Genomic DNA, 14749 nt, shown 5'->3' on the forward strand with positions numbered 1-14749 from the left:
GACGCCGTCCTACCCTTGGGTGACCAGGCGATAGCCGATACCCACGTGCGTTTGGATATAGCGCGGATGCGCGGGGTCGGACTCGATCTTCTTGCGCAGCGTGCCCATAAAGACGCGCAGGCTCGCCAGGTCGCTCTTAGTTGCCGTGCCCCAAATCTCGTGCAGGATAAACTGGTGCGTCAGTACCTTGTCGGCGTTATGTGCCAGCAGGCACAGGAGCTTGTACTCAATCGGCGTCAGATGCAGCTCCTCGCCATCCATCGTGGCGATGCCGGCATCAAAATCGATATGCAGCTCGCCGGTATCGAACGAGCCCTCGGAGGCAACGCCGCCCGTTTGCGCATACGAAAGGCGCCTGAGCGTCGTGCGAATGCGCGCGAGCAGCTCCTCGACCGAAAACGGCTTGGTCAGGTAGTCGTCGGCGCCGGCATCGAGTGCGCGAATCTTGTCCGCATCCTCGCTGCGCGCCGAGACCACAATGATCGGCATGCCCGACCATGCGCGCACCGACTCCACTACCTTGACGCCGTCCATATCGGGCAGGCCCAGATCGAGCAGCACGATGCTCGGTGCCTGCGATGAGGCGGCGGCGATGGCGGCATGGGCGGTCTCCACGGCCATATGGCGCAAGCCGTGCGCCTCGAGCGCGGCAACGATTAAGTTGCGAACGGCGGGGTCGTCCTCAACGACCAAGATGAGCGGTTTCACGGCAGAGTTCGGCACAGCGTTACTCCTTATCAAACGAAACGTCGGCGGCGGGAAGTTCAATCGTAAAGACTGAGCCGTGCGGATCCGCCGCGGCAACCTCTATGCTACCGCCATGTGCCAGCGCAATGGAGCGGCAGAGCGAAAGACCCAGGCCCACGCTGCGATGGCTGTCGGCCAGACCATGGTTGGCGGTATAGAACGACTCAAAGATCCGCTCGCGGTCCTCGGGTGCGATGCCCGGACCATCATCGGCCACCGAGCACGCCACGCGTCCATCGTCGATGCTAATCGAAATCATGATATGCGAGCCTGCGGGCGTATAGGTGATGGCGTTGTTCACCAGATTGACCACCAGCTGCACCATCAGGCGCGCATCGACGTTGACGAGCGCCGGCTCATCGCACGCCACCACCTTAAGGTCGTGCTCGCGCACGGCAGGGTTCACGTGGCGCAGCGCCTCCTCAACGATATCGTCCATGAGCTCGAGCGTGGTCGACAGGCGCATACCGCCGCCCTCGAGCTTGGTGATGGCGAGCAGGTTCTCGACGGTGGCGTTGAGCCATTGCGCATCCGAGCGAATGGACAGAAGCATGCCGCGGCGCGTCTGGCTATCGAGCACGGCGGTGCCGGTCGAGCCCTGGTCGAGCAGCACATCGGCATTGCCCGAAATACTGGTGAGCGGCGTGCGCAGGTCGTGCGAGATGGAGCGCAGCAGGTTGGCGCGCAGCTGCTCGTTTTTGGCGAGCACCGCCGCCTCCTCGCGGGCCTCCATGGCGCGGGCGCGATCGAGTGCCAGCTCGCCTTCGCTCACGATGGCATCGGCAAGTGTCCGCTCCTCGTGCGTCAGCACGTCGGGCTCGGCAACGATAGCCAGCACGCCCACCACCGAGGCGGGGTCGCCCGAGCGCACGAAGCCGTCACCTGTGCGGACCGTCAGGTAGATGCCATAAAATGCCGAGCCGCCATAGGTGGCATCGAGCGGCGTTCCCACATAGGCGGACGCCGAGAGCCGCGGCGGCATCTGCGGCGCCAGCTCGTGCACCGGCGCGGCATCGCCCACGGCCGTGTACGTCGCACGCGGCAGCAGGTCATCGCCCTCGGCGTCGGCGCTATACCACACGACCGGACGGCCCGAAAGACGAGCCAGCTGCGTGGCCATGGCATGGACAATCTGCTGCTGATCGGCGCACCGCTGCAGCATGCGGTTGGTCTCGAGCACCATATGCGTACGGCGGTCGCTAGCGGCAGCCTGTGCCAAGGCGCGGCGCAGGGCCAACGCAATCGAGCTCGACACAAGCGAGACCACAAACATGATGAAGAACATGCCGGGATAGACGCGGTCGATAAACGACAGCGAGTAGCGCGGATCGACAAACAAGAAGTTGTAGAGCGCCGCGGCGGCAGCCGAGCTCAACAGGCAATACAGGCGGCTCCAGGTGAAAAAGGCACACAGCTGCACGGCAAGCACATAGACGATCATGATGCTCGGCGCGAGACCCGGATGGTCGAGCAGCGCGCCCACAATCGTCGCCGCGACCAGCAGCCCCACCGATACGCAGGCGTCATACAGAGGGCCGCGGCGCGTCAGCGTTGTGCGCCGCCACCAAAAGCTATCGGCGATATCGCCGTCCGCACGTACGTCCATCAGCGCCCCGCCCCTCTCTCAAAAACGAAAACCACCACAAAGGGACAGGCACCCTTGTGGTGGTTTCCCTTGTGGTGGCTCTAAGTGTAAAGCCTTCTACGACCGGCAGCCGCTAGACAAACAGCACGTGCGCGAGCAGTGCACACACGCACACCGCTCCAAATACCAGTGCCACGATCGAAATCACGCGATCGGCCATGTCCATGTTGGCACGATTCGTAAAGAACCGATCTTCGGCGGCGTCGACGCGCGCCTCACGCACCATCTCGGCAACCGCTTCGCGGCCATCAAGCATCTTTGCAGCCATGTTTGCCCCCTCGGTCTCAATTTTGTCCATCGAAAACCAACTCCATGCAGCCTGTCGGCGCCTACGGGCGCTCGTTGGGGGCCAGGCGTTGCATTTTGTTCACAGCCTTGAACTTGGTGAACAGAGGCACATACTCAAAGCTCACGTTGGAGTTCTCCAGGCCATACCAGCGCGCCGGCGTACCGGCGGCGCGGCGGATGATGTACTTGAGCGTGATGGCCGTGCGCTCGCTCGGCTCCACGTCACTCTCGGGCGCCAGGAGCTTGCGAATCATGACGAACTTGAACGTGCCGATGTTGCCCGGATCCTTGTAGACCGAGTAGTCATGCATCTGCGGCGGCAACTCGCCAGTGGCGGCCAGATCCTGAACGACCTGGCGCAGGTAGGCGTTCACGCGCTGGTTGACCTTGTAGCCCAGGTACAGATGCACGCGGAACACGTAGTCGGTGCCAAACGTCTCGACCGAATAGGCAAAGGTATGCGGTTCGTCCATGGTCTCGACGTTCACGAACCACCAGGCGCGGGCGCGCTTGGGATGCTTGTCCAGAATCGAGTAGACGATATCGCGGTCGATGTAGTCGGTATTGGTGTCCTTGGTCAGGTACACGATATTGTCGCTCATGAGCTCGTAGCGATCGTCGTCGCGCAGGCGCTTGAGCTGCGGCAGATAGCTGCGCAGCGGCAGCAGCGTAAACTGACGCCGCTCGACCGCCGTGCCGTTGTACCAGCACACCATAATGCCCATGATGAGTGCAGCCATGAGGATGGTGAAGTAGCCGCCGTGGAAGAACTTGGTAAGCGAGCTCACGAAGAAGAAGCCTTCGAGCAAAAGGAAGAAGGCCGCGAAGATCCACGGAGCAACCTTGAGCTTGCGCTCCTCGTGCAGGTAGAAGAAGAGCAGCAGCGTGGTGCACATCATAGTCAGCGTAATGGCAAGGCCGTAGGCGGCTTCCATATGCGCCGAGTTCTGGAACAGCAGCACCACGATGACGCAGCCGACAAGCATGACGTTGTTGACCATGGGGATGTAGAGCTGGCCCTTGGTCTCGGCAGGGTAGAAGACCTGCATGTGCGGCATAAGGTCCAGGCGGCTGGCCTCGGACACCAGCGAGAATGCGCCGGTGATGAGCGCCTGCGAGGCGATGATGGCCGCGACGGTGGAAAGGCCGACGGCAAACGGGCGCAGGCCCGGGGCGAGCATCTGGTAGAACGGGTTGAGATCGGCAATGCCCATGAGCTCGGGGTTGGCAGCGTTGTTCATAAGCCAAGCACCCTGGCCCATATAGGAAAGCAGCAGGCAGCACTTAACGAACGGCCAGGTGGCGTAGATGTTGCCGCGGCCGACGTGGCCCATGTCGGAGTAGAGCGCCTCGGCACCGGTGGTGGCGAGGAAGCAGCTGCCCAGAATCATGATGCCCGCGTGGTTGTTGGGGCTTAGCAAAAAGGCGATGCCGCGCACCGGGTTGAGGCACAGCAGCACGGCGGGGTGCTGGAAGACAAAGAACAGACCCGTGCCGCCCAGGAACAGAAACCACAGCGTCATGATGGGGCCAAAGGCGTGACCGATCTTGGCCGTACCGATGCGCTGTACCAAGAAGAGCGCGATGATGATGGCGAGCGTAATGGCGACGACGCGGCCCTGGTCATCGCCCAGCACGGCATGGACCGCCGGGATGGTGCGCAGGCCCTCGATGGCCGTGGTAACGGTAACGGCCGGCGTCAGGATGCCGTCGGCGAGCAGCGCGGCGCCACCCAGCATGGCGGGGATGATAAGCCACTTGCCGCAGCGCTTGACCAGGCTGTACAGGGCAAAGATGCCGCCCTCACCATGGTTATCGGCGCGCAGCGAGATGAGCACATACTTGATGGTGGTCAGCAGCGTGACCGTCCACACGACAAGGGAGAGCGCGCCAAGCACGAACTCCTCCGTCACACTTCCGATGCCGCCGTTGCCGGCAACGAGCGCCTTGGTTACATACATAGGGCTGGTGCCGATATCGCCGTACACCACGCCCAGCGTGACGAGCATCGCCGAGATGCTCACAGGAATCGCAGCGTGCGAGGCTGCCTCCTTGGCCTTTTGTTCCATAAGCCGGTTTCCTCCCAACTTTAATGTTCGAAGGGATTATAGGCAATCGGCCCATGTTTGAATGCACTGTTTTCCCAGCTAGATAAAGATTTATACAGTCTTTAGGCTACCGCGGCGATATGGAATGTGACAAAGGGACTGTCCCCTTGTCACATTCGTCATTTTCCAAGCCAGTTTTTGAACCACCATTCCATGGATCGGCTCATCTCGGCCATAAAGGGACTCGTGTGTTTGCGGGTATAGATGTCCACGACGCGCTCCCCCACCTCGCGGGCATGCGGACGGAACATCGCGTCCATCTCGGCCACCTGCGCGTCCATAGTCGCAGCATCGGCGCGGCAGTAGCGCTCCTCGTGCACCAGGTTCACCACGGGATGCGCAATGGCCGGACGCTCCTTACGGGGCGTGCCGATGATGAGCATCGACAGCGGCATGGTATAGGGCGGCAGATCGAGCAGCTCGGCAACTTCCTCGGCATTCTCGACGATATCACCGATATAGCAGCTCCCCAGCCCCAGGGCCTCGGCGGCAACCACGGAGTTTTGCGCGGCGATCACGGCGTCCTGGGCCGCGATGGCAAAGTCGCCCAAACCCGGCGCACGGCGGGGCGCCTTGCCCGTGCGCTCGACAAACTCGGGCTCAAAGCAGCCCGCGTGCTCAAACAGATCGATCCACTTGGCATAATCGACCACAAATATTAGTGCCCAGGGCGCCTTGGCGATCATGGGCTGATGGTCGCACAGATCGGCCAGACGGTCCAGCGTAGACTGCTCGCGAATGCTCACGATGGAATACATCATCATGGCGCCTGCCGACGGCGCGCGACTCGCCGCATGCAGAATCGCCGCCCGTTGCTCGTCGGTCACTGCCACGGGACGGCCGTCGTCATCGCGCGCGAAGGCACGCGTAGACGAGCGATGCTCCAAGATGTCCAGCACCGCATTGCCCGTGGTCTCAACCGGATAACCGTTCGCATCCACGCTTGCAGCTCCGCCGCAGTACTCGGCGCCCGTCATACAAACCTGCTCACCCATAGCTCTATCCTCGCCAATTCTTTAAGAAGCCTTTACGTTTCCGTGTAATTCCCGTCCATTATCGCGCAGGTCGCCACTACATTGCGCCGTACCGCCACACATGCGCGTTAATATGGCTGGTTGTTGTGCGCAGCCCGCAAATGCAGCGCATATTTAGGTAACAATCGGGTAAACCACCGCTTTCGTAGGTTTTAGTTTGTGAGGAGTCTCAGCATGTTCGCTGCCGCCATCTCGCTCGTCGGTCTTGCGGCGACCGTCTACCTTGTCTTGCGCGAGGCCAAGGCCATTCGCGCTCAGTCGGGCACCGTCACCAAGGGCGCCTTCGCCTGGAGCATCACCTTTGGCCTGTTCCAGCTCTTTTTGACCGTCTGGGGCGCTATTGGCCTCGTCGCACAAAACGAGCCGCTCGCCTTTGTGATGCTCATCCTGACCAACGTCATCCTCACCGGCTGCGCCTGGGCCAGCATCGCCCGCGACCGCATCGCCCCGCGCGTCTTTGCGTTCGCCAAGCCCGACGCCCCCGCCCCCACCGGCAAGCTCGCCCGCCTGCGCGGCGCCTTTGTGGGCAAACCGCTCGTCGCCGCCGTCCTGTGCCTGCTGCTCGCCGGCGTTTTTGCGCTGCTGGGCATGGAGGTTTCGTCCAACCACGACTTTACCTGGGTCTACCCCCTATGCATCCTGCTCGAGTGGGCCATCATCACCGTGCTCATGACCGGCCTGTTCTTCCTGTTCCAGCGCCACGGCGCAGCTCCCGCGGTCCTGGCCTTTGCCCTCTTTGTCCTGGGCATTGCCGAGTTCTTCGTCATCACGTTTAAATCCATGCCCATCCAGCCGGGCGACCTTTCGGCCATCTCCACTGCCGCCGCGGTCGCCGGCACCGGCTACACCTTCTCCATCTCGCTGTTCTGCGTGCTGTCCATGGGCTTTACCGCCATCGCCATGCTGCTGTGCGAGTACGTCGGACTGGTGGCACCGCACCGTCAGAAGGGCGCCGCCAACGCCAAGCGCATGCTGCTCACCAACCTGCTCGTGGCGGTGCTGTGCCTGGGCGGCGTGACCGCGCACGTCACGCTTATCGACTACTACAACACCCTCGGCATCACCGTCTACACCTGGCGTCCGCTCGAGAGCTACTGGCGCGAGGGATACCTGCCCGCTTTCATTAGCGCAGCGCAGTCCATCAAGCCGCCCAAACCCGCCGACTACTCCGTCGACGATGCCAAGGCCACGCTCAAAAAGTACACCAAGGCCTACGACAAGTCCGACGCGGCCAAGAGCGACGAGCGCGCCGCCGCAAAGGAGCAGTTCGATAGCGAGAAGCCCACGGTCATCGCCATCATGAACGAGACCTTCTCAGACCTTTCGATCTACCAGAACATGCGCGCCGGCTACGAAGGCCCGCAGTACTTTAAGAACCTGTCCAACTGCCTCAGCCGCGGCAAGCTCTACGTGAGCGCTTACGGCGGCGGCACCGCCAATACCGAGTTTGAGTTTATGACCGGCAACTCCATGGCCAACCTGGGCTCGGGCGTGTATCCGTACACCATCTACAACATGGAGACGACCGGGAACCTGGCAGAGCAGTTCAAGTCGCTCGGATATTCCACCACGGCCATGCACCCCAACCACGCCACCAACTGGAACCGCGAAAACGTCTATATGGACTTTGGCTTTGACCAGTTCCTGTCCATCAACGATTTCCAGGGCGCCGATACCCTGCGCGGGATGGTGACCGACCAGGCTACCTACGACAAGATTCTTGAGCTGCTCGACCAGAACGCCGATCCTCAGTTTATCTTCGACGTGACCATGCAGAACCACTCGGGCTACGACACGGGCCTGCTGCCGGTCGATAAGCAGATGCATCTGAATATCGACACGACCGACCTGGACGCCAAGACCGTCGAGGACGGCACGCTGTCCGATGTCGACGAGTATGTCTCGTGCATCGAGCAGTCCGATCAGGCGCTGCGCTACTTCCTCAACGCCTTGAGCAAGCTCGACCGCAAGGTAGTCGTGGTGTTCTGGGGCGATCACCAGCCGTTCTTCCCGTCCAAGTTCAATGACAAGTGGTTTACCGGCGAGGACGACGCCACCCACCAGGAGCGCTTGTGGCAGACCGACTACATCATCTGGGCCAACTACGACGTTGCCGGTTGCAACCAGACGAGCGAGGTCGACGACCTGTCCACCAACTACCTGTCCACCCAGCTGATGCAGCTGATCGGCGCACCGCTGACCGACTACCAGAAGGCGCACATGACGCTGCGCGAGTCACTGCCCGCCATCAACTCGGTCGGCTACGAGGACGCCAGCCTGCGCTGGGCGCTCTCCTCCAACGTCACCGGTGACGACGCCGCCGCAGCAGCCGCCACCAAGGCGCGCGAGGATTACGCCAAGATGCAGTACTACGAGATGTTCCGCGATGGCAAGAACGTGTACACCGAGCACTTCCAGACCGAGGCCAACGAGACCGACCCCAACCTGGCGCCGGGCACGACCAAGATCAAATAGCGACTAGCTGCGAGTTCATAACTGAAACGTCTGTCCGGGCGGAGGCATATAAGGTTCCCTGCTCGGACAGTCCTGCGCAAGACGGAGGCCACATTAAGTGGCCTCCTTTGCGTGCGGAACTCGCGATGAACCTTACATACCTCCGCCCGGACAGACGCCTTGTTGTTGGAGCACGGCTTGTCATGGGGGTATCCGCTGAACATATATAAGTCGAAGGCCACGTTATGTGGCCTTTTTGCATCCGGAAACCGTGTCCCAGAATTCACGTCCGGAGCGGGATGCGGCTTCCGCTTACGGCCCCGTTGGGAAACTCCATCCCACTCCGATCGCAAATTCCGGGTCGCAGTTTCCGCCAGAGCCCTCAACCGGAAACTGCATCCCACTCCAAAGGCAAATTCTGGGACGGGCTTTCCGAAACCCCATCCATCAGGAAAGCCCTTCCCACTCTGAATACATCCAGCGAACGTATGCGAGCGTGTTGTCCAGAACGGCCTCGTCATCGAGGTGATGGAAAATGTCACCCCAAACGCTTGCCACGGTTGCGTCCACAAGTGTCAAGAAAAAAGCCTCGAGAATCTCGAGGCTTTCACGTTTGTACGATTGAACGCGCGGCACCGCGAGCGACGGTCTACTCGCCCAAAACGGCCTTCTTGGCGGCTGCGGCCATGTTGTCCAGGTCTTCCTTGGTGGGATGGTCCTTCGCGGCAACCCAGTTGTCGAGCAGCATCTTATAGCGAGCGTTGTCGGGATCTTGCTCGAGCATGGCCTCGTAGCGCTGCTTGACCGCGGGGCCCATCTTGCCCTGGCACATCGCCCAGCCCGCAAGCTCGGCATCCCCAGCCAAATTGGAAGTCACGCGATCAATAATCTGCTGGTAATAGCTCTGGTCGGCGCCAAAACCGCAGGTGCCAAACAGGAAGACGCGCTTGCCGTGCAAGGCGGAGAGCAACGCCGCGACCGAAGGCGTGCACGCGCCCTTGTCGCACCAAAAACCGACGAGCACCGTGTCGGCCGTGCAGGCGCCCTGCGCCTCGAGCGCAACCTGATCTGCATCCGCATCGTCGCTCAACGCCGCGGCATGGACAAACTCAACACCCGCAGCCTGCAGAGCGCGCTTGATCGCGCCCGAAACCATCCTAGTATTACCGCTCTTGCTGTTAACCACCAAAGAGCACGTCATAGTCACGTTGCCTCGTTTCCCCCAAAACTAAAGCCACTAATGCAATTTATTAGATGAATATCTTAGTACTAACGACGCAGATGTAAACCATCTGCCGCCAATCGGTGGCCCCTACTGGGCAAACTGGCTGCGGTAGAGTTCGGCGTAGAAGCCGCCTGTCGCTAGCAGCTTGTCGTGTGTACCGCGCTCGATAATCTGGCCGTCGCGCATCACCAGGATGCAGTCGGCGTTGCGAATCGTGCTCAGGCGATGCGCCACCACAAAGCTCGTACGGCCGGCCATGAGCTCGTCGAATGCCGCCTGCACCTGCAGCTCGGTGCGGGTATCGATGCTCGACGTCGCCTCGTCCAGCAGCAGAATCGCCGGGTCGGTGAGCATGACGCGCGCGATGCACAGCAGCTGCTTTTGACCCTGGCTAAACGTGCCGCCGTCCTCGCCGATCACCGTATCGTAGCCGCCTGGCAGCTGCACGATAAACTTGTGCGCGTGCGCGCGCTTGGCCGCCTCGACAACCTGTTCGCGCGTGGCATCGGGACAACCATAGGCGATATTTTCCGCCACCGTGCCCTCGAACAGCCACGTATCCTGCAGCACCATGCCAAAGGCGCGGCGCAGGCTTGCGCGCGTGTAGTCACGCGAGGAACGGCCATCGACCGCAATGCGACCGGCATCGATATCGTAAAAACGCAGTAGCAAATTGATGAGCGTCGTCTTGCCGCAGCCCGTGGGGCCGACCAGGGCAAAGCGCATGCCGGGCTTAGCCTCGATGCAGATATCCTGCAGCAGTTTGCGGTCGGGCACGTAGCTAAAGTCCACATGCTCAAAGGTCACCTCGCCCTGCGGGACGGCAAGTTCCACGGCATCCTCCGCGTCGGGCTCCTGCTCGCGCGCATCGAGCAGCGCAAACATGCGGCGCGCCGAGGCGTACGCGGTCTGGATCTGCGTAATGACGTTGGTGACCTCGTTGAACGGCTTGGTGTATTGGTTGGCATAAGACAGAAAGATTTGAACGCCGCCCACCGTAAGCGCCGCAGGCACGCCCGTGATCACGCCCACGCAGCCGATCACGGCGACCACGGCATAGATGATGTTGTTGATAAAGCGCGTGCCGGGGTTGGAGAGCGAACCCATAAACTGCGCGCGCTCGCCCGCGGTGTAGAGCTCGGCATTGAGGGCATCGAAGCGTTGCTGAGCGTTCGAGCCATAGGCAAAGGCGTCGACAAGCTTCTGCTCGCCCACGTACTCCTCGATATGGCCGCCAAGCTGACCCTGAATACGCTGCTGCGCCGTAAAGCTCTTGTTGGAGAGTTTGGCGATGGCGCTGGCCGCAAAGATGGAGAGCGGCGTGACGAGCACCACTACGAGCGTCATGGTCAGGTTGATGGAGAGCATAAACGCGAGCGTGCCAACGATGGTGATAACACCGGTAAAGAGCTGGGTAAAGCCCTGCAGCAGACCGTCGCCCACCTGATCGACGTCGTTGACCACGCGGCTCATAAGGTCGCCGTGGGCATGGCTGTCGATAAAGCTGAGCGGCATACGGCTGAGCTTATCGCTCGCCTCCACGCGCATGTCACGCACCGTCTCGTAGGACAGGCGGTTGACGCAGTAGCCCTGCAGCCACTGGAAGGACGCCGCTCCCACCACGACGAGTGCGAGTTTGGTAACGAGCGGCAGCAGCGCATCGAAGTCCACCTGCCCGGCGGCGACGATAAGGTCGATGCCCTCACCAATGAGAATGGGCGTGTAGAGCTGCAGAATCACCGAGACAGCGGCACTCAAAAACGATGCCACAAACGAGACGCGGTGCGGGCGAACATAGCCCAGCAGGCGGCGGGTCACCGCACCCACGGGATAGCGCTCGGGATCGCCGAGCTGGCGCGGACCGTCACCCAGGTCGTTGAGGTTATCGTTGCCGGACACGTTGGCCGTCATCGTGGCGACCGAACCGGAGGAAGTGTACGGATTCATTTAGCAGCCCTCCTTTGCGCAGACGGATGTGGGGACGGTCGGGGCGCCTGGGGCGGGCGCGGGCGCCGTACTCCCCTGCTGACCCTCGAGCTCCTCGCGGCGAAGCTGCGACTGGCAAATCTCGCGGTAGAGCTGGCAGGTCGTGTAGAGCTCATCGTGCGCGCCCAGGCCCGCGACCGAACCGTGGTCAAGTACGCAGATCATATCGGCGTCGCGCACGGTCGAAACGCGCTGGCTTACGATCACCGTAGTCAGCGGCAGCCCGCCCTCAGCAGCGCCACACACGCTGCGCTCGCGGATGGCATGGCGAAGCGCCGCATCAGTCTTAAAGTCAAGTGCCGAGGCGGAGTCGTCCATGATCAGGACCTGAGGCGAGCCCACCAGGGCGCGCGCGATGGTCAGGCGCTGGCGTTGGCCACCGCTAAAGTTCTTACCGCCCGCCTCGACCGGGGTATCGAGCCCCTGCGGCTTGTTGCGCACGAACTCGCTCGCCTGCGCCATGTCGAGCGCCGCCCAGAGATCCTCGTCGGTCGCAGCCTCGTCGCGCCAGGTCAGGTTGCTGCGGATGGTGCCGCTCACCAGCGACGCACGCTGTGGAACGGTCGCGACCACACGGCGCAGCTGGTCGAGCGGCCAGGTGCGCACGTCGGCGCCCATCACGCTCACGCTGCCGGTGCTCGCATCGTACAGGCGCGGGATAAGCGAGACGAGCGTGGACTTGCCGCTACCCGTACCGCCGATAATGCCAAGCGTCTTGCCCAGCGGGAGCTCCAGGGTCACATCGTTGACGGCATTTGCCGCGCCCGCGCCAAAGGAGAAGCTCGCATGGCTCAAGCTCAGCGCGGGGACCGGAACAGCGCCACCCGCCAGTTCGCTCGGCTTGGGCAGCGCAACCGACTGATCGCCCTCGTCGGTGATGCTCGGCTCGCAGTTGAGCACCTCGTTGATACGCGAAGCACTCGCGCTCGCCTTGGTAAAGACCACGACCAGGTTGGCGACGTATACGATGGAGGTCAGGGTCTGCGTCATGTAGTTCACAAACGCCATGACCTGGCCCTGCGTAAGCTCGCCCACGTTGACCTGGATGCCGCCCACCCACAGGATGGCGCACACGCCCAGGTTCATCACCAAAAACGTGACGGGATTAAGGATTGACGAGAGCTTGCCCACCGCGATGGCGGTATTGGCCTGGTCATCGGCGGCTTGGGCAAAGCGCTCGCGCTCGTGATCTTCGCGTACAAAGGCGCGAACCACGCGGGCGCCCGAAAGCCCCTCGCGGCAAATGAGCGCGATGCGGTCGAGCTTTGCCTGCAGCTGCTTGTAGTACGGAATGCAGCGCGCCATGACAAACCAAAACACCAGGCCAATGGCGGGCGTGCAAATCAAAAAGATCATGCCGAGCTTAAGGTCGATGGCGAGGGCCGCGCACATAGAGCCCACCGCCAAGAAGGGCCAGCGGATGAGCATGCGCACGCCCAGCGCCACGGCAAGCTGCACCTGGTTGACGTCGTTGGTGATGCGGGTGATAAGCGACGGCGTGCCAAAGCGGTCGAGTTCGGCATAGCTCAACTTGTTGATGTGCTGGTAGAGCGCACCGCGGATATCGGTGCCCATGCCCTGCGAGGTGAGCGCCGCCATCTTTTGGCAGACGAGCGTAAACGAGATGCCGATCACAGCCATGGCGCCAAGCAGCATACCGTAGTGGACGACGGCGTTGACATCGTGTGCGCCAATACCCTTATCGATCATCTGGGCAATCACCAGCGGCGTCAGCAGGTCAAAGATCACTTCGATCAGCTTACACGCAGGGCCGATCACCATATACCGGCGAAACTTACCACCAAAACGCCTGAGCAGCTCAATCATGTATAGGCGCTCCCTATCATCATTCACACTCAATCCGAATCATGATAGTACGGTGAGCCCAAAAGAAGCGTAAACAACTCGTCATTTCTAATGGGATTCGGTTTCCAAAGAAGCGGAGAGGCGCGCACCCAGCCAGTGTCGGGTCGACCACTTGGTATACTTGCATTAGTGCTACCAAGTTAGTCGCCGACCCTTGAAATGAGGTGCCGAGATGAACGACATTCTCGCAAGAAGAGCAAGACGAGCAACTGTGGGCATCGCCCTTTCCGCGGCACTTGTCGCGGGAATCGCCCCCGCAACGGCGATCGCGGCAGAAACCAGTTCCCCCACCGGTGCGGCCGTTTCGCAGACGAGCGCCACCAACGGCAATTCGGGCGCCCCGCAGACAGAAGACGCGGCCGCCGCAAAAGAAAAAGCGTATGCAGCCATGCAGGAAGCGCTCAAAAACCTCGAGGCCGCAAAAGACGCCGCAAGTCCCGAGAAAATTGCGGAAATCGATACTAAAATTGCCATTTTTCAAAAGAACTACGACACTAATTTGGCGCGAGCTGCCATATATAAGGAATCCCTTCCTACCATGCAAGCGGACATCGATGCAGCCCAATCCGAATGCGATAAGGCCCACAACCGAACAAGAGACCTTGAGGCAGAATTAAATAAAATCCCCCACACGGATTACGAAACTAGATGGCAGTTGGAACTGGCGATCATGGATGCACAAGAGCAAGAATCTCGTTGTGAAGATAAGCTTGAGCACTGCCGAATGCGCCTCGAAAGTCAGAAAAGCCTGATTTATTTCTTAGAAAGCGAAGTAGAGTTTAATAAAACCCACCTCGACGGAGAAACAGCCAAGCGAGATGCGCTCCTCGATAATTTGAAAAAGGCGCAAGCGGCCTATGACGACGCCTGCAAGGCATACGAAGAGGCAAAAGCCGCAGCAGATACGGCCACCTCGCCCGAGATAACGAAACCCACCGAGACAACGCCTCCCTCCGGCTCGGCGCAACCGGCCGAGACGGCACAGCCCGCCAGCTCGCCCGTGACCGGCAAAGACGCCGCACCGAGCTCCGCCAAGCAAGCGAACACAAGCAACAGCAAGCAAGCGAATACGACCGCCGGCAAGCTCGCAAACACAGGCGACACAACGCCAAGCGCAATCGCACTAGCAGGAATCGCCGCCGCAGGCCTCGGAATAGCCACCACAGCCGCACGCCGCCTCAAGAACTCAAAATAGCCGCCAGAGCATTCTGCCTTCGCCAATCACGAACCCAGAAACAAAAGAGGCCCGTTTCCCCAACCAAACCGGGGAAACGGGCCTCTTTACTTGTAAAAACAGATGGCAATGCCGCCATCCCTTGAACCGCATAGACACCGATGCCCAGGCAACACCAGCGAACAGCATAACGACAGGGATAGATTTAATTCAGATTAATGC

General features: G+C 61.0%; 10 protein-coding genes. 2 read left to right on the forward strand and 8 right to left on the reverse strand.

Going from position 1 to position 14749, the window contains the following annotated elements; translation table 11 throughout:
- Positions 1-9 precede the first annotated feature (9 nt).
- The 5 genes from AB5Z54_RS03825 to AB5Z54_RS03845 all read right to left on the reverse strand — a co-directional run bounded on the left by AB5Z54_RS03825 (position 10) and on the right by AB5Z54_RS03845 (position 5783).
- Positions 10-723, reverse strand: coding sequence for a response regulator (locus AB5Z54_RS03825; RefSeq protein ID WP_117648427.1), 714 nt, complete (start codon positions 721-723; stop codon positions 10-12).
- A 4-nt stretch (positions 724-727) separates the two neighbouring features.
- Complete coding sequence (locus AB5Z54_RS03830; RefSeq protein WP_368160316.1) at positions 728-2353, reverse strand: sensor histidine kinase; 1626 nt, start codon at positions 2351-2353, stop codon at positions 728-730.
- A 112-nt stretch (positions 2354-2465) separates the two neighbouring features.
- On the reverse strand, positions 2466-2660 hold the full coding sequence (locus tag AB5Z54_RS03835) for a hypothetical protein (protein WP_368160317.1): 195 nt from the start codon (positions 2658-2660) through the stop codon (positions 2466-2468).
- 61 nt (positions 2661-2721) lie between these two features.
- Complete coding sequence (locus AB5Z54_RS03840) at positions 2722-4749, reverse strand: KUP/HAK/KT family potassium transporter (protein ID WP_368160319.1); 2028 nt, start codon at positions 4747-4749, stop codon at positions 2722-2724.
- Positions 4750-4907: 158 nt separating this feature from the next.
- Positions 4908-5783, reverse strand: coding sequence for a nitroreductase family protein (locus tag AB5Z54_RS03845; RefSeq protein WP_368160321.1), 876 nt, complete (start codon positions 5781-5783; stop codon positions 4908-4910).
- A gap of 213 nt (positions 5784-5996) precedes the next feature.
- On the opposite strand from AB5Z54_RS03845, the gene AB5Z54_RS03850 reads away from it, so the two are divergent.
- Positions 5997-8297, forward strand: a complete 2301-nt coding sequence (locus tag AB5Z54_RS03850) for an LTA synthase family protein (protein ID WP_368160324.1) — start codon at positions 5997-5999, stop codon at positions 8295-8297.
- Between the two features lie 628 nt (positions 8298-8925).
- Here the strand turns inward: AB5Z54_RS03850 and bilS are convergent.
- The 3 genes from bilS to AB5Z54_RS03865 form a co-directional block, all read right to left on the reverse strand.
- Positions 8926-9477, reverse strand: a complete 552-nt coding sequence (gene bilS, locus AB5Z54_RS03855) for a flavodoxin family protein BilS (protein WP_215674484.1) — start codon at positions 9475-9477, stop codon at positions 8926-8928.
- Positions 9478-9588: 111 nt separating this feature from the next.
- Positions 9589-11448 carry an ABC transporter ATP-binding protein gene (locus AB5Z54_RS03860; RefSeq protein ID WP_368160326.1) on the reverse strand — a complete coding sequence of 620 codons (1860 nt, stop codon included), beginning with the start codon at positions 11446-11448 and terminating at the stop codon, positions 9589-9591.
- The gene (locus AB5Z54_RS03865; RefSeq protein ID WP_349074773.1) at positions 11449-13314 is read right to left on the reverse strand and encodes an ABC transporter ATP-binding protein; all 1866 of its coding nucleotides are present in this window, start codon (positions 13312-13314) and stop codon (positions 11449-11451) included.
- Positions 13315-13525: 211 nt separating this feature from the next.
- Here AB5Z54_RS03865 and AB5Z54_RS03870 point away from each other — a divergent pair, with 211 nt between their 5' ends.
- On the forward strand, positions 13526-14548 hold the full coding sequence (locus AB5Z54_RS03870) for an LPXTG cell wall anchor domain-containing protein (RefSeq protein WP_368160329.1): 1023 nt from the start codon (positions 13526-13528) through the stop codon (positions 14546-14548).
- The last annotated feature ends 201 nt before the right edge of the window (positions 14549-14749 follow it).

This window comes from Collinsella aerofaciens (genome assembly GCF_040910185.1).
Classification (GTDB): Bacteria; Actinomycetota; Coriobacteriia; order Coriobacteriales; family Coriobacteriaceae; genus Collinsella; species Collinsella aerofaciens_BF.

What these genes read in the sequence shown, in the direction of transcription:
- AB5Z54_RS03830 (WP_368160316.1), bottom strand. Translation starts at nt 2,353, where the DNA reads ATGGACGTACGTGCGGACGGCGATATCGCCGATAGCTTTTGGTGGCGG.
- AB5Z54_RS03835 (WP_368160317.1), bottom strand. Translation starts at nt 2,660, where the DNA reads ATGGCTGCAAAGATGCTTGATGGCCGCGAAGCGGTTGCCGAGATGGTG.
- AB5Z54_RS03840 (WP_368160319.1), bottom strand. Translation starts at nt 4,749, where the DNA reads ATGGAACAAAAGGCCAAGGAGGCAGCCTCGCACGCTGCGATTCCTGTG.
- AB5Z54_RS03845 (WP_368160321.1), bottom strand. Translation starts at nt 5,783, where the DNA reads ATGGGTGAGCAGGTTTGTATGACGGGCGCCGAGTACTGCGGCGGAGCT.
- AB5Z54_RS03850 (WP_368160324.1), top strand. Translation starts at nt 5,997, where the DNA reads ATGTTCGCTGCCGCCATCTCGCTCGTCGGTCTTGCGGCGACCGTCTAC.
- bilS (WP_215674484.1), bottom strand. Translation starts at nt 9,477, where the DNA reads ATGACGTGCTCTTTGGTGGTTAACAGCAAGAGCGGTAATACTAGGATG.
- AB5Z54_RS03860 (WP_368160326.1), bottom strand. Translation starts at nt 11,448, where the DNA reads ATGAATCCGTACACTTCCTCCGGTTCGGTCGCCACGATGACGGCCAAC.
- AB5Z54_RS03865 (WP_349074773.1), bottom strand. Translation starts at nt 13,314, where the DNA reads ATGATTGAGCTGCTCAGGCGTTTTGGTGGTAAGTTTCGCCGGTATATG.
- AB5Z54_RS03870 (WP_368160329.1), top strand. Translation starts at nt 13,526, where the DNA reads ATGAACGACATTCTCGCAAGAAGAGCAAGACGAGCAACTGTGGGCATC.